10 protein-coding genes are annotated in these 13,576 nt (G+C 73.9%); 7 read left to right on the plus strand and 3 right to left on the minus strand.

Annotated elements, in window-relative coordinates:
- Window positions 1–7: 7 nt before the first annotated feature.
- Together treY and glgX are read right to left on the minus strand one after the other, a co-directional pair.
- On the minus strand, window positions 8–2,410 hold the full coding sequence (gene treY / locus ACSU6Z_RS23400; RefSeq protein ID WP_437048433.1) for a malto-oligosyltrehalose synthase: 2,403 nt from the start codon (window positions 2,408–2,410) through the stop codon (window positions 8–10).
- Between the two features lie 251 nt (window positions 2,411–2,661).
- A complete protein-coding gene (gene glgX / locus ACSU6Z_RS23405; RefSeq protein WP_437048435.1) occupies window positions 2,662–4,779 on the minus strand; it encodes a glycogen debranching protein GlgX in 2,118 nt (705 codons plus the stop codon).
- Window positions 4,780–5,122: 343 nt separating this feature from the next.
- On the opposite strand from glgX, the gene ACSU6Z_RS23410 reads away from it, so the two are divergent.
- Together ACSU6Z_RS23410 and ACSU6Z_RS23415 are read left to right on the plus strand one after the other, a co-directional pair.
- Window positions 5,123–6,361, plus strand: a complete 1,239-nt coding sequence (locus tag ACSU6Z_RS23410; protein WP_437048437.1) for an SAV2148 family HEPN domain-containing protein — start codon at window positions 5,123–5,125, stop codon at window positions 6,359–6,361.
- 141 nt (window positions 6,362–6,502) lie between these two features.
- Window positions 6,503–7,225, plus strand: a complete 723-nt coding sequence (locus ACSU6Z_RS23415; RefSeq protein ID WP_437048439.1) for a 3'-5' exonuclease — start codon at window positions 6,503–6,505, stop codon at window positions 7,223–7,225.
- 79 nt (window positions 7,226–7,304) lie between these two features.
- Here the strand turns inward: ACSU6Z_RS23415 and ACSU6Z_RS23420 are convergent, their stop codons facing one another.
- The gene (locus tag ACSU6Z_RS23420) at window positions 7,305–8,168 is read right to left on the minus strand and encodes a phosphotransferase enzyme family protein (RefSeq protein ID WP_437048440.1); all 864 of its coding nucleotides are present in this window, start codon (window positions 8,166–8,168) and stop codon (window positions 7,305–7,307) included.
- Between the two features lie 194 nt (window positions 8,169–8,362).
- Here ACSU6Z_RS23420 and ACSU6Z_RS23425 point away from each other — a divergent pair, with 194 nt between their 5' ends.
- From ACSU6Z_RS23425 to ACSU6Z_RS23445, 5 genes are all read left to right on the plus strand, one after another.
- Entirely contained in the window at window positions 8,363–9,337 is a 975-nt protein-coding gene (locus ACSU6Z_RS23425) for a carbohydrate ABC transporter permease (RefSeq protein WP_437048441.1), read from the plus strand.
- On the plus strand, window positions 9,334–10,167 hold the full coding sequence (locus ACSU6Z_RS23430; RefSeq protein WP_437048442.1) for a carbohydrate ABC transporter permease: 834 nt from the start codon (window positions 9,334–9,336) through the stop codon (window positions 10,165–10,167). Before ACSU6Z_RS23425 ends, ACSU6Z_RS23430 begins: the two co-directional genes overlap by 4 nt.
- Complete coding sequence (locus ACSU6Z_RS23435) at window positions 10,167–11,450, plus strand: ABC transporter substrate-binding protein (protein WP_437048444.1); 1,284 nt, start codon at window positions 10,167–10,169, stop codon at window positions 11,448–11,450. Before ACSU6Z_RS23430 ends, ACSU6Z_RS23435 begins: the two co-directional genes overlap by 1 nt.
- 76 nt (window positions 11,451–11,526) lie before the next feature.
- A complete protein-coding gene (mgt, locus tag ACSU6Z_RS23440; protein ID WP_437048446.1) occupies window positions 11,527–12,750 on the plus strand; it encodes a macrolide-inactivating glycosyltransferase in 1,224 nt (407 codons plus the stop codon).
- Window positions 12,751–13,021: 271 nt separating this feature from the next.
- Window positions 13,022–13,570 carry a DUF1697 domain-containing protein gene (locus ACSU6Z_RS23445; RefSeq protein ID WP_437048448.1) on the plus strand — a complete coding sequence of 183 codons (549 nt, stop codon included), beginning with the start codon at window positions 13,022–13,024 and terminating at the stop codon, window positions 13,568–13,570.
- Window positions 13,571–13,576 lie beyond the last annotated feature (6 nt).

Consider the following 13,576-nt stretch of genomic DNA (forward strand, 5'->3'; position numbering starts at 1 on the left):
GGCCGGGTCAGCCGGGCTCCCCGCCCGCCTCCACCCGCTCCAGCAGCGCCACCGGCAGCGGCGCGAACAGCTCCTCCACGCGCGCGTGCCCCGAGAACACGCGCTCCGGGGCGAGCACGTCGGCCCACCGCCCCGGCGGCAGCGGCAGCACCGTCTCCCGCCAGCCGCCCTCCTGGGCCAGCCGCAGCGACAGCCGGGTCACGGCCGTGAGCACCTCGCCGGAGCGCGCGAACGCCACGCAGTGGCCGGCCGCGGGGCCCTCGGCGGCCAGCGGCTCGTACGTCGCGGTGCCGCCGAAGGCGCCCGGCCGCCGCGCGCGCAGCCGCAGCGCCGCCCGCGTCACCGCCGCCTTCTCACCGGGGTCGGCGGGCGGATACGCCACGGGGCGCCGGTTGTCGGGGTCCACCAGCGCCCGGTACTCGGCCTCGGTGCCCTGGTAGAGGTCCGGCACGCCCGGCATCGTGAGGTGGACCAGGGCCGTGCCGAGCACGTTGGCCCGGATGTGCGGCTCCAGGCTCTTGCGGAAGGCGGCCACCCGCTCGCCCGGCGCCCCGCACGGCCCCGCCGCCACGAACCGCTCCACGGCCTCCTCGTACGACGGCTCCCGCTCCGTCCAGCTGGTGTGCGTCCCCGCCTCGCGCACGTGCTTCAGCAGCGCCTGCCGCACGCGCTCCGCGTCCGCGGGCCCCAGTCCGAACACCGTCTGCCAGGCCGCCCACGCCAGCTGCGCGTCGGGCACGCCGTCACCGGCGCGGGCGACCTCCGTCAGGACGTCCGCCCAGCGCCGCGGCGCCTCGGTGAGCACGGCCAGGGCCGCCCGCACGTCGGCGCTGCGCTTGGTGTCGTGCGTGGAGACGACCGTGCCGGTCAGCGGCCAGTCGCGCTGCACGCGCGCGCAGTAGGCGTGGAACCGCTCGGGTGAGACCGCCGTCGTGCCCGGGTCGCCGCCCACCTCGTTCGCCGACAGCAGCGGCACGTAGCGGTAGAACGCGGTGTCCTCGACGGACTTGGCGCGCAGCGCGGAGGCGGTCTGCGCGAACCGGGTCCGGAACTCCACGTGGTCCGGCCCGTCCCCGGCCCGCCCCAGCACCAGGTCCCGGACGACGTCGACCGCGCCGGCCTCCTCCGGCACCGCGAACGCCTCCCGCGCCTGACGCGCCGCCTCCTCGGTGACGACCGACGCCGCGTCGACCGAGGCGTACGGCCGGTAGACCTCCATGCGGACCAGCAGCTCCCGCAGGGCGGTGCGCAGCGCCCACGGCGCGCGGTCGCGCAGCGCGGGATCCGGCGAGGCGGCGCACAGGCGGTGCGCCACCCGGGTCAGCCGGTCGCACTCGGTGGCCAGCTCGTGCGTGAGCACCTCGTACGCCGCCCGCCGCGCCGTCGCCGCCCAGTCGCCGCCCCGGTCCGCCTGCGGCGCCGCGAAGCGCCGGTACCGGCCGAGGAGCTCCCCGTGCCCCGACGGGTCGGTGAAGAGCCCGTCGACGTGCCGCAGGGCGTCGTAGCCGGTGGTGCCCGCCACCGGCCACGACGCGGGCAGGCGCTCCCCGTCCGCGAGGATCTTCTCCACGACCGTCCACCGGCCGCCGCTCGCCTCGTGCAGCCGTCGCAGGTAGGCGTCGGGGTCGGCGAGCCCGTCGGGGTGGTCCACGCGCAGCCCGTCGATCACGCCCTCGCGCAGCAGCCGCAGGATCGTGGCGTGCGTCGCCTCGAACACCTCCGGGTCCTCCACCCGCACCCCGATCAGCTCCGAGATGCTGAAGAACCGCCGGTAGTTCAGCTCCGTGCGGGCCAGCCGCCACCACACCGGCCGGTACCACTGCGCGTCCAGCAGCTGCGGCAGCGGCAGGTCCCCGGTGCCCTCCCGCAGCGGGAAGGCGTGCTCGTGGTAGCGCAGCACGTCGCCGTCCACCCGCAGGTCGCCGACCACCTCGCCCAGCGGCCCGCCGAGCACCGGCACCAGCACCTGTCCGCCCTGCGCCTCCCAGTCGATGTCGAACCACCGCGCGTACGGCGACGCGGGCCCGTCGCGCAGCACCTCCCACAGGGCGCGGTTGTGGCGCGGGGACATCGCCATGTGGTTGGGGACGATGTCCGCCACCAGGCCGAGCCCGTGCTCCCGCGCGGTGCGCGCCAGCGCGCGCAGCCCCTCCTCGCCGCCCAGCTCCTCCCGTACGCGCGCGTGGTCCACGACGTCGTACCCGTGCGGCGAACCGGGCACGGCCTCCAGTACGGGGGACAGGTGCAGGTGCGAGACGCCGAGCGAGGCCAGGTACGGCACGGCGGCCGCCGCGGCCCCGAAGGGGAACTCGGGCTGGAGCTGGAGCCGGTACGTCGCGGTGGGGGCGGCGGCCGGCGCAAAGGCCCCGGGGCCGGCGGGCACCACCGGGTCGGTTCGCTCAGGTGTCATGCAGAGCTACGTACCCGCCCGGCCGTCTTTCGTGTCATCGGCCCCTCCACGGGCGTACCCGCGCGGGCCGGCCGCGAGCGGGGGGAGCGCGCACCGGAGCCGTGCCGGGAGGTCACCGCCCGGCCGGCGCCCGGCCGCCCCCGCCGGCGTCCTCGCGCTCGCCGCGCCGGCGGCGCGTCCGGCGCCGTACGCCGGACGCGCCCTCCGCGGGCGTGCCGGACCGGCCGGCACGCCCGCGGGCAACCGAGAGCTCAGACCGGCCGCTGCAGCACCGTCAGACTCCGGTCCACCAGCGTCAGCCGCTCCCCGGCGTGCACCTTCGGGCCCGTGTCCGGCGGTACGCCGTCCGGGCGGGAGGTGTCGACCACCACCTGCCACTGCCGGCCGTGGTCCATCGGGACGACGAACTCCAGCGGCTTCGGCGAGGCGTTGAACATCAGCAGGAACGAGTCGTCCGTGATGCGCTCCCCGCGCGGGCCCGGCTCGGAGATCGCGTTGCCGTTGAGGAACACCGTCAGCGCCGACGCCTGCGCCGAGGTCCAGTCCCGCTGGGTCATCTCCCGGCCCTCGGGAGTGAACCAGGCGATGTCCGACAGGTCGTCGCGGGTGCCCTCCACGGACCGCCCGTGGAAGAAGCGCCGGCGGCGGAAGACCGGGTGGTCCTTGCGCATCCACACCATCGCGCGCGTGAACTCCAGCAGCTCGCCGGGCAGCCCCTCGCCGTCGGGCCACTCCACCCAGGACAGCTCGTTGTCCTGGCAGTAGGCGTTGTTGTTGCCCCGCTGGGTGCGGGCGAACTCGTCACCGTGGCTGATCATGGGCACGCCCTGGGACAGCAGCAGGGTGGCGATGAAGTTCCGCATCTGCCGCGCCCGCAGCTCCCGCACGGCCGGGTCGTCGGTGTCGCCCTCGACACCGCAGTTCCAGGACCGGTTGTGGCTCTCGCCGTCCCGGTTGTCCTCGCCGTTGGCCTCGTTGTGCTTGTGGTTGTACGACACCAGGTCGTGCAGGGTGAACCCGTCGTGGCAGGTGACGAAGTTGATCGACGCGAGCGGACGCCGGCCGTCGTCCTGGTACAGGTCGGACGACCCGGTCAGCCGGGACGCGAACTCCGCCAGCGTCCGCGGCTCGCCCCGCCACAGGTCCCGCACGGTGTCCCGGTACTTGCCGTTCCACTCGGTCCACAGCGGCGGGAAGTTGCCCACCTGGTAGCCGCCCTCGCCCACGTCCCACGGCTCGGCGATCAGCTTCACCTGGGAGACCACCGGGTCCTGCTGCACCAGGTCGAAGAACGACGACAGCCGGTCCACCTCGTGGAACTGCCGGGCGAGCGTGGCCGCGAGGTCGAAGCGGAACCCGTCGACGTGCATCTCGGTGACCCAGTACCGCAGCGAGTCCATGATCAGCTGGAGCACGTGCGGGGACCGCATCAGCAGGGAGTTCCCCGTGCCGGTCGTGTCCATGTAGTAGCGGGGGTCGTCCGTCAGCCGGTAGTAGCTCGGGTTGTCGATGCCCTTGAAGGACAGCGTCGGGCCCAGGTGGTTGCCCTCGGCGGTGTGGTTGTAGACCACGTCGAGGATCACCTCGATCCCCGCCTCGTGCAGCGCCTTCACCGCCGACTTGAACTCCAGGACCTGCTGGCCGCGGTCGCCCCAGGAGGCGTAGGCGTTGTGCGGGGCGAAGAAGCCGATGGTGTTGTAGCCCCAGTAGTTGTTCAGCCCCATGTCCACCAGGCGGTGGTCGTTGACGAACTGGTGCACCGGCATCAGCTCCAGCGCGGTGACCCCCAGCTTGGTCAGGTGTTCGATGATCGCCGGATGGGCGAGCGCGGCATAGGTGCCGCGCAGCTCCTCGGGCAGCCCCGGGTGGCGCATGGTGAGGCCCTTGACGTGGGCCTCGTAGATCACCGTGCGGTGGTACTCGGTGCGGGGGAGCCGGTCGTCGCCCCAGTCGAAGTACGGATTGACCACGACCGACGACATGGTGTGCGGCGCCGAGTCCAGGTCGTTGCGCCGGTCGGGCTCGTCGAAGTGGTAGCCGTACACCTCCTCGCCCCACTGGATCGAGCCGCTGATCGCACGCGCGTACGGATCCAGGAGCAGCTTGGCGCTGTTGCAGCGCAGTCCGCGCTCCGGCGCGTACGGGCCGTGCACGCGGTAGCCGTACCGCTGACCCGGCATCACGCCCGGGAGGTACGCGTGCCGGACGAACGCGTCGCTCTCGCGCAGCTCGATCGCCGTCTCCGAGCCGTCGTCGTGCAGCAGACACAGCTCTACTCGGTCGGCGGCCTCCGTGAAGACCGCGAAGTTGGTGCCGGCGCCGTCGTAGGTGGCGCCGAGTGGGTATGCCTCTCCAGGCCAGACCTGCATGGACACGACTCTTTCAGGTGGGGGGCGGCGGCGGGGGCGCCTTGGCCCCGAGTCTGCGCGGAAGTGGGAGAACCACCTAGGTCTTATCCCCCCTTACCGGACGATCAAGCAGTGGTGCGGGTCCGCGCTCCCGGGACCGCTGGGAACGGGGGGCGCGGTACCCGGCGCCGTCACCGCTATGAATCCGCTCACTCCGGGGGAGCTTCGTGATCATAATGGACAGGCGCAAAACGGTAGTTGGGGACAAGCCTGTCCATCGGGCTGCACCGCGCGCCGCTCCCGGAGTACCCTTCCTTGATCGTTGAGACGGGGAGTGCCCGGGGGAGCGGAAGGCGGTGCGCGGGTGGGCTCGGGAGGGCTGGAGCTGCCCCCTGGTGACGAGGGTCACGAGGGGAACTCCACGGACGTCCCGCCCGGTGCGGTGTCCCTGGCGCGGCCGGTGAACGCGGGTGCGATCGGTCCGGAGCTGGACTGGGACGCCGAGGCCTGGCACGAGGTGCGCACCCGTGCCCAGCGGGCCGGCCGGGCCTACATCTGGCTGAACCTGGTGGAGCAGCGGCTGCGCGCGGTCGTGGCCGCCGTGCTGCGGCCCGTGTACGAACCCGTCCACGGCGACGAGTGGGTGGTGGCCGCGGCCGGGCCCGCCGGACAGGAATGGGTGCAGCGGGCGGTCGCCGTACGGGAGGTCAGCCGCCGCAAGGGCTACCTGCTCGACCCGGCCGACGACAACGTCCTCAGCTTCCTGACGCTCCCGCAGCTGCGGGAGCTGATGGTGCAGCACTGGCCCTGCTTCGAGCCCTACATCGACGAGCGGCGGGACCTGGAACTCGCCCTCGACGAGCTGGAGGTGACCCGCAACGTCGTCTCCCGCAACCGGGCGCTGTCGGAGGCGGTGCTGAACCAGGCCGAGCGGGCCTCGGCCCGGCTGCTGGAGATCCTCGGCGCGGGCGGCGACGTCCCCTCGGCGCGGCGGCTGCCCGTCGACGCGGTGGAGGACCTGGTCGGCGACCGGTACGCCGACGTGGTGGCGGTCCACCCGGACCGGGTACGGCTGCTGCGCCAGTTCCCCGCCGAGGACATCTTCGGCGGCGCCCGCCGCCTCGACGCCATCGGCACCGGCCTCAACCTGCTGGTGCAGAACTTCTCCGGGCGGCGCCTGGTGCGGCTGGCCGAGTCCGGCTGCCGGGTGCGGCTGCTGTTCCTGAACCCGGCCTCCAGCTCGGTCAAGCGGCGCGAGCGCGAACTGGGCATCAAGCGCGGAGAGCTGAGCCGCGCGGTGGAGACGAACATCCTGCACATGCGCCGGGTGCGCTCCCGCCTGCGCGACCCGGGGGCCTTCGAGATCCAGGTCTTCGACGAGACGCCCCGCTTCACGGCTTACCTCGTCGACGGCGACGGCGCGGACGGCATCGCGGTCGTGCAGTCCTATCTGCGCCGGACGCGGGGCATGGAGGCTCCCGTCCTCGTCCTGCGCAACGGGAGCAGACTGGTCAAGTCGGACCATGTCGACGAAGGCGGACTCTTCCCCACCTATCGCGAGGAGTTCGAGCTGATGTGGGCGGATTCGCGGCCCGTGTCGTGAATGACCCCCTGCGGGGGCCTTGGGCGAACGCGGCCGGGCAGGGCCTGAGCGCGGTCCGGGCGTCAGGGGCTCCCCGGATTGTCAGTGGCGCGTGCGAAGGTGGGAACCACCGGGGGAACGCACCACCGAGAAGGGGGCCGCATGGGCTGGCACCGGGAGCTGCTGATCGGCTTCGACCTGGAGACGACGGGGACCGACCCGTACGAGGCACGCATCGTCACGGGCGCCGTGATCGAGGTCAGGGACGGGGAGCCGCAGGGCCGCCGGGAGTGGCTGGCCGATCCGGGCGTGGAGATCCCGGCGGACGCGGTCGCGGTCCACGGGATCAGCAACGAGCGGGTGGCGGCCGAGGGCCGGCCGGCCGGGCAGGTGACCGACGCCGTCGCCGGCGCCCTCGTGGACCACTGGCGGGCGGGCGTCCCGGTGGTCGCCTACAACGCGGCCTTCGACCTGACCCTGCTCTCCGCCGAACTGCGGCGCCACGGACTGCCGTCCCTGCGCGACCGGCTGGGCGGCCGCGATCCGGGCCCCGTCATCGACCCGTACACGATCGACCGCGCCGTCGACCGCTACCGCCGCGGCAAGCGCAACCTGGAGGCGGTCTGCGCCGAGTACGGCGTCACGCTCGGCACCGCCCACGACGCCACGGCCGACGCCCTCGCCGCGGCCCGGCTGGCCTGCGCGATAGCCGCCCGCCACCCCGAGGTCGCGGCCCTCGGCCCGGCGCAGCTGCACCGCCGGCAGATCGAGTGGTACGCCGAGTGGGCGGCGGACTTCCAGGACTTCCTGCGCCGCAAGGGCGATACGGGCGCCGTGGTGGACGGCACGTGGCCGCTGCGGGAGCCGGCACGGGAACGGGTCTGAGGCCGGGCGCTCCCTCGCTCCCCTCCCCGTGCGCCGCCCCGCCGGCGCCGGCGCGTGGAGGACCGCAGACCGAGGGGCGTCAGAACGGATACCAGCGCACCGCGGCGTCCCCGTCCCGCAGCGACGCCACCCGGCGCCGGAACTCGGCCAGCGCCCGGGGGTTGCCGGGAGCGTGCTGCGCCACCCACGCGCAGCTGGCCGTCTCACGGGCGCCCCGCAGCACGTCGCACCCCTCCCACTCCCGCACGTCCCAGCCGTAGGCGGCGGTGAAGGAGTCGTACGCCTCGGCCGGGAGGCCGTAGCGGTCCCGGGAGAGGGCCATGACCACCAGGTCGTGCTCGCGCAGGTCCGAGGAGAAGGTCTCCAGGTCGACCAGGACCGGCCCGTCGGGTCCGACGTGCACATTGCGGGGCAGCGCGTCGCCGTGGATCGGTCCCGGCGGCAGCTGCGGGGTGAGCGCGGCGGCGGCCGAGGCGAAGCCGTCACGGCGCTCGCGCAGATACGCCGCGTCCGCGGGGTCGATCGCGTCGCCCGCCAGGCGCAGCCAGCGTTCCACGCCGCCCAGCAGGTCGCGGGGCGGCAGACCGAAGGAAGGGGAGGGCAGCGCGTGCACGATCCGCAGCAGCTCGGCCAGGTCGCGCGGCTCGGCTGCCCGCACCGGTGCGGGCAGCCGGTGCCACACGGTCACCGGGTGCCCCTCGGCCAGCAGTGCCCTCGGCTCCGCCGCCCGCACCGCCGGCACGCCCGCCTCCTCCAGCCACACCGCGATGTCCAGCTCCCGGCGCGCCCGGTCGAGGAGTTCGGCGTCGCGGCCCACCTTGACGACCAGGTCACCGGCGGCGAACACCGCGTTCTCGCCCAGGGCGAGCAGCCGCGCGTCCCGTGCCGCGCCGGGCAGCACCCCCGCCGCGGCCAGTACGTCCCGCGCCCGTGCCTCGTCCATCGTCCGCCTCCGTGTCCGTCGCTCCGTCGTGTACGCGCACGCGTACGTCTGCGGCCGTCTCCCGACGTCCGGGGCGGTCCCGGCGTGGGGGGACCGGCCTTCGCCGGGTTCGCGCAGTCCGTCGGCCAGTGTCGCATCGGCACAGGTGGGACGGTGCGCGCGGTGCCTTGACGGGGCACCGCCCCTTCACGACCATGACCAGGCCGTCCGCGCCGCGGGAAGGGGCTGATCACGTGAGACCGGCGACCGAGGCGAGGGGACCGGCGCGCCGCGCGCCCGGCACCGGCCGGCCGCGGCGGCCCGCCGGCCACGGCGCGTGGTTCCTGGTGCTGCCCGCCCTGCTCCCCATCCTGGTGCTCAGCGTCGGGCCGCTGCTCCACGGCATCCTGCTGGCGTTCACCGACGCCCAGTCGGGCCGGACGGAGCCCACGCGGTGGATCGGCGGCCTCAACTTCCGGGACCTGCTCCACGACACGCTGTTCTGGGAGTCGTTCCGGATCGGGCTGGTGTGGGCCGTCGGGGTGACCGTCCCGCAGTTCCTGCTCGCGCTCGGCCTCGCCCTGCTGCTCGACCGGGACCTGCGGCTGCGCCGGCTGGCCCGCGCCCTGGCGATCGTCCCCTGGGCCATGCCCGAGGTCGTCGTCGGCATCATGTGGCGGCTGGTCTACAGCCCGGACGCCGGCATCCTCAACGAGACCCTGCGCGATCTCGGTCTCGGCGGCGGCCGGGACTGGCTCAGCGGCCTGGCGACCGCCCTGCCCGCCGTGATCGTCGTCGGCGTCTGGGCGGGCATGCCGCAGACGACCGTCGCGCTGCTCGCCGGTCTGCAGAACACCCCGCGCGAGCTGCACGAGGCCGCCGCCGTCGACGGCGCCGGCGCCTGGCGCCGCTTTCGCACCGTCACCTGGCCCGCCCTGAAACCGGTCGCGCTGGCCATCACCGCGCTCAACCTGATCTGGAACTTCAACGCCTTCGCCCTGGTCTACGTGCTGACCAGCGGGGGCCCCGGCGGACGGACCCGCCTGCCCATGCTGTTCGCCTACGAAGAAGCCTTCCGCTACGGCCAGTTCGGCTACGCGGCGGCGATGGGATGCGTCATGGTCGCCGTGATCTCGATTCTGCTGGCCGTCTTCCTCGCCGGCCGCCTGAGGGGAGGTGAGGACGCGTGAGGTCCTCCGCCGCGGCCCGCGCGGGCCGGTACGCGGCCCTGCTGGCGTACCTCGTCTTCCTCGCCTTCCCGTTCCTGTGGCTGCTGTCCACGGCGTTCAAACCGCCGCGCGAACTGGCGAGTCCGCACCCCACCTGGATCCCGCGGGACCCCACCCTCGCCAACTTCCGGCAGGCCCTCGACGAACAACCCCTGCTCCGGGCCGCGTTTACCTCCCTGGCCACCGCTCTCGGGGCGGCGGTGATCACCGTACTGATCGCCACGCCGATGGCGTACGTCATGGCCCGGTACCGCGGCAGGCTCACCAAGGCGGCCACCGGGTGGGTGGTGGTCAGCCAGGCCTTCCCGTTCGTCCTGCTGATCATCCCGCTCTTCCTGGTGCTGAAGGAGCTGCGGCTGATCGACTCCGTGCCGGGGCTGGTGGCGGTGTACGTGGTGTGGTCCCTGCCGTTCGCGTTGTGGATGCTCGCCGGGTACGTGCGGGCCGTGCCGGTGGAGCTGGAGGAGGCGGCGGCGGTCGACGGGGCCGGGCGGGCGCGCACGCTGGTGTCGGTGACGGCGCCGCTGCTCGCGCCCGGGATCGCGGCGACGGCGCTGTTCGCGTTCGTCACCGCCTGGAACGAGTTCTTCTTCGCGCTGGTGCTGCTGAAGACACCGGAGAAGCAGACCCTGCCGGTGGTGCTCACCCACTTCATCGGCGCGGAGGGCGTCGCCGACCTCGGCCCGCTGGCGGCGGCGGCCTCGCTGGCGACGCTGCCCTCCCTGGCCGTCTTCGCGCTCGTCCAGCGGCGGATCACGGGCGGCGTGCTCGCCGGGGCGGTGAAGGGCTGATGCGGACGAGGATCCCCGCGGCGGCCGTCGCCGTCCTGCTGCTCCTCCTCGCGGGCTGCTCCTTCGGCGGCACCCGGGACGACGGCCGGATCACCCTCCGCTTCCAGTCCCTGGCCTGGCAGCGGGAGTCGGTGGCGGCCACCAGGGAACTGGTGCGGGAGTGGAACGCGGCCCACCCGGACATCCGGGTCGAGTACGTCCAGGGGAGCTGGGACAGCGTCCACGACCAGCTGCTCACCTCCTTCGAGGGCGGCGAGGCGCCCGACGTCATCCACGACGCCTCCGACGACCTCGCCGACTTCGCCCACGGCGGTCACCTCGCCGACCTGACCGGTCTGCTGCCCGAGCGGCTGAGGGCGGACATCCCCCGGCACAGCTGGGACGCCGTCACCTTCGGCGACGGCGTCTACGGCGTGCCGTTCCTCCAGGAGCCCCGGGTGCTGATCGCCAACGCGGCCTGGCTGAGGGAGTCGGGCGTCCGGATCCCGACCCCCGGGCGGCCGTGGAGCTGGGAGGAGTTCCGGCAGGTGACCGAGCGGCTGAGCGGCGACGGGAAGTACGGCGTGGCCTGGCCGCTGAGGGAACCCGTGTCCGCCACGCTCAACCTGGCCCTCACCACCGGCGGGCAGTTGTTCCACCGCGGCGCGGACGGCAAGGTCACCGTCCGGTTCGAGGCGGCCGACCAGGTGGTGCCGCGCACCGTCCACGACCAGGTCAACACCGACCGCAGCGCACCCGCCTCGACCCTGGGCAGCGGCGGCTCCGACACCCTGCCCGGCTTCTTCGCCGGCCGGTACGCGATGGTGCCGCTCGGGTTCTCCTACCGCCAGCAGATCGCGCAGCAGGCGCCGGAGGGCTTCGGGTGGCGGGTGCTGCCCGCGCCGGCCGGCGCCGGCGGGCTCACCCAGGGCGTCAGCCCGCAGACGCTGTCCATCGCCGAGGACAGCCCGCACAAGGAGGAGGCCGTCGCCTTCCTCGACTTCCTGCTGCGCCCGCCGAACATGGTGCGCCTCGCCCTCGGGGACTGGATGCTGCCCACCGGTACCCAGGCGCTGAAGGACCCCGCCCTGCGCACCGAAAAGCACGGCTGGGCCATCGGAACGGCCCTCGCCGGCCACCTCCGCCCGGCGCCCGCGCAGTCGGTGCGGGGCTATCCCGAGTGGAAGGACAAGGTCGCGACCCCCGCGTTCCAGGAGTACTACAGCGGCGCGATCGGACTTCGGGAACTGCGCGAGCGGCTGGAGGAGGACGGCAACCTGGTGCTCGCCCGCTACCAGCGCTGAGGGATGCGAGGGCGCCGGACACCACCGGAGGACAAACCGATTGCACGAGACGTATCGTCTCGGTTACGGTGCGGGCATGACGAACCCCGCCCACATCGCCATGTTCTCCATCGCCGCGCACGGCCACGTGAACCCGAGCCTGGAGGTGATCCGCGAGCTCGTGGCGCGGGGACACCGGGTGACGTACGCGATCCCGCCGGTCTTCGCGGAGAAGGTCGCCGCCACCGGAGCCGAACCGAAACCCTGGAACTCCGCGCTGCCCGGCCCCGACGCCGACCCCGAAGCCTGGGGGTCCACGCTGCTGGACAACGTCGAGCCGTTCCTCGACGACGCGATCCAGGCGCTCCCGCAGCTGATCGAGGCCTACCGCGGGGACGAGCCGGACCTCGTGCTGCACGACATCACCTCGTACCCGGCCCGCGTCCTCGCCCACCGCTGGGGCGTGCCCGCGGTCTCCCTCTCGCCGAACCTCGTCGCCTGGGAGGGCTACGAGGAGGAGGTCGCCGAGCCGATGTGGGAGGAGCCGAGGAGAACCGAGCGCGGACGGGCCTACTACGCCCGCTTCCGGAGCTGGCTGGAGGAGAACGGCATCACCGAGGACCCCGACGCGTTCGTCGGCCGCCCGGCCCGTTCCCTGGTGCTGATCCCGAAAGTGCTCCAGCCGCACGCCGACCGGGTCGACGAGAGCGTGTACACCTTCGTCGGCGCCTGCCAGGGCGACCGCGCCGCCGAGGGGAGCTGGCAGCGCCCCGCCGGCGCCGAGAAGGTGGTCCTCGTCTCGCTCGGCTCCGCCTTCACCAAGCAGCCGGAGTTCTACCGCCGGTGCCTGAAGGCGTTCGGCGACCTGCCGGGCTGGCACGTGGTGCTCCAGATCGGCCGGCACGTCGACCCCGCCGACCTCGGGGTCGTACCGGGCAACGTGGAGGTGCACTCCTGGGTGCCCCAGCTCGCCGTCCTGAGGCAGGCCGACCTGTTCGTCACCCACGCCGGCGCGGGCGGCAGCCAGGAGGGCCTGGCCACCGCCACCCCGATGATCGCCGTGCCGCAGGCCGTGGACCAGTTCGGCAACGCCGACATGCTCCAGGAGCTCGGCGTGGCCCGGCACCTTCCCGCCGAGGAGGCGACCGCCGAGGCGCTGCGCACGGCGGCCCTCCGGCTCGTCGACGACCCGGAGGTGGCCCGGAAGCTGAAGGAGGTCCAGGCCGGGATGGCGCGGGAGGGCGGCACGCGGCGGGCGGCCGACCTCATCGAGGCGGAGCTCGCGTCGAGCCGCGGCGCGAGCCGGGAGGAGGGGGCGTGAGCGTGGGGGCACTCCGCCCTTGACCGGTCCCGCCCCTGGTCCGCTCCGTCCCCGATCGGTCCCGGGCGGGGCGCGTGCGTCCGGGCGGGGACCACGACCGGGTCTGCCGGTTCCCCGGGAACCGGCAGACCCTCGCGCGGCACGGGAAGCGGGACGAGGTGCGGCCCGCCGGCCGCTCACCCCGCCGCCGGTGCCCGCCCGCCTCGCGGACCGCGCGGACAGCGTCCGCGAACGCGGCGACCGGGGAGGACGGCCGCCCTAAGCTGGGCGGATGACGACGACGTACGCGGCGCTGCTGCGCGGGATCAACGTGGGCGGCAGCAGGAGACTCCCGATGGCCGACCTGCGCGCGCTGCTGGCCGAGCTCGGCCACACCGGAGTACGCACCCACCTGCAGAGCGGCCAGGCCGTGTTCACGTCCGGACGCGGCGACGAGGAGTCACTGGCCGCCGAGCTCACGTCGGCCATCGGGGAACGCTTCGGCTTCCCCGTCGACGTGATCGTGCGCGACCACGCCTACCTGGAGGCCGTCGCCGAGGCGTGCCCGTTCCCGGCCGCCGAACTGGAGGCCAAACAGCTCCACGTCACCTACTTCTCCGCGCCGGTCGGCCCCGAGCGCTTCGCCGGCATCGACCAAGCCGCCCACCTCCCCGAGGAGTTCCGGCTCGGCGACCGCGCGCTGTACCTGTACGCGCCGGACGGCCTGGGCCGCTCCAAGCTGGCCGAGGCCCTCTCCAGGCCCCGGGTGAACAAGGGCGTGATCGCCACCACCCGCAACTGGAACACCGTCCTGAAACTGGTGGAGCTGACCCGCGCCTGAGCCCGG

Origin of the sequence: Streptomyces sp. enrichment culture, from assembly GCF_964273145.1 — a bacterium.
In the GTDB taxonomy this organism is placed as follows: Bacteria; Actinomycetota; Actinomycetes; order Streptomycetales; family Streptomycetaceae; genus Streptomyces.

Excerpts from the sequence above, each read along its gene's own strand:
- treY (WP_437048433.1), bottom strand. The coding sequence starts at position 2,410 with ATGACACCTGAGCGAACCGACCCGGTGGTGCCCGCCGGCCCCGGGGCC.
- glgX (WP_437048435.1), bottom strand. The coding sequence starts at position 4,779 with ATGCAGGTCTGGCCTGGAGAGGCATACCCACTCGGCGCCACCTACGAC.
- ACSU6Z_RS23415 (WP_437048439.1), top strand. The coding sequence starts at position 6,503 with ATGGGCTGGCACCGGGAGCTGCTGATCGGCTTCGACCTGGAGACGACG.
- ACSU6Z_RS23420 (WP_437048440.1), bottom strand. The coding sequence starts at position 8,168 with ATGGACGAGGCACGGGCGCGGGACGTACTGGCCGCGGCGGGGGTGCTG.
- ACSU6Z_RS23425 (WP_437048441.1), top strand. The coding sequence starts at position 8,363 with ATGACCAGGCCGTCCGCGCCGCGGGAAGGGGCTGATCACGTGAGACCG.
- ACSU6Z_RS23435 (WP_437048444.1), top strand. The coding sequence starts at position 10,167 with ATGCGGACGAGGATCCCCGCGGCGGCCGTCGCCGTCCTGCTGCTCCTC.
- mgt (WP_437048446.1), top strand. The coding sequence starts at position 11,527 with ATGACGAACCCCGCCCACATCGCCATGTTCTCCATCGCCGCGCACGGC.
- ACSU6Z_RS23445 (WP_437048448.1), top strand. The coding sequence starts at position 13,022 with ATGACGACGACGTACGCGGCGCTGCTGCGCGGGATCAACGTGGGCGGC.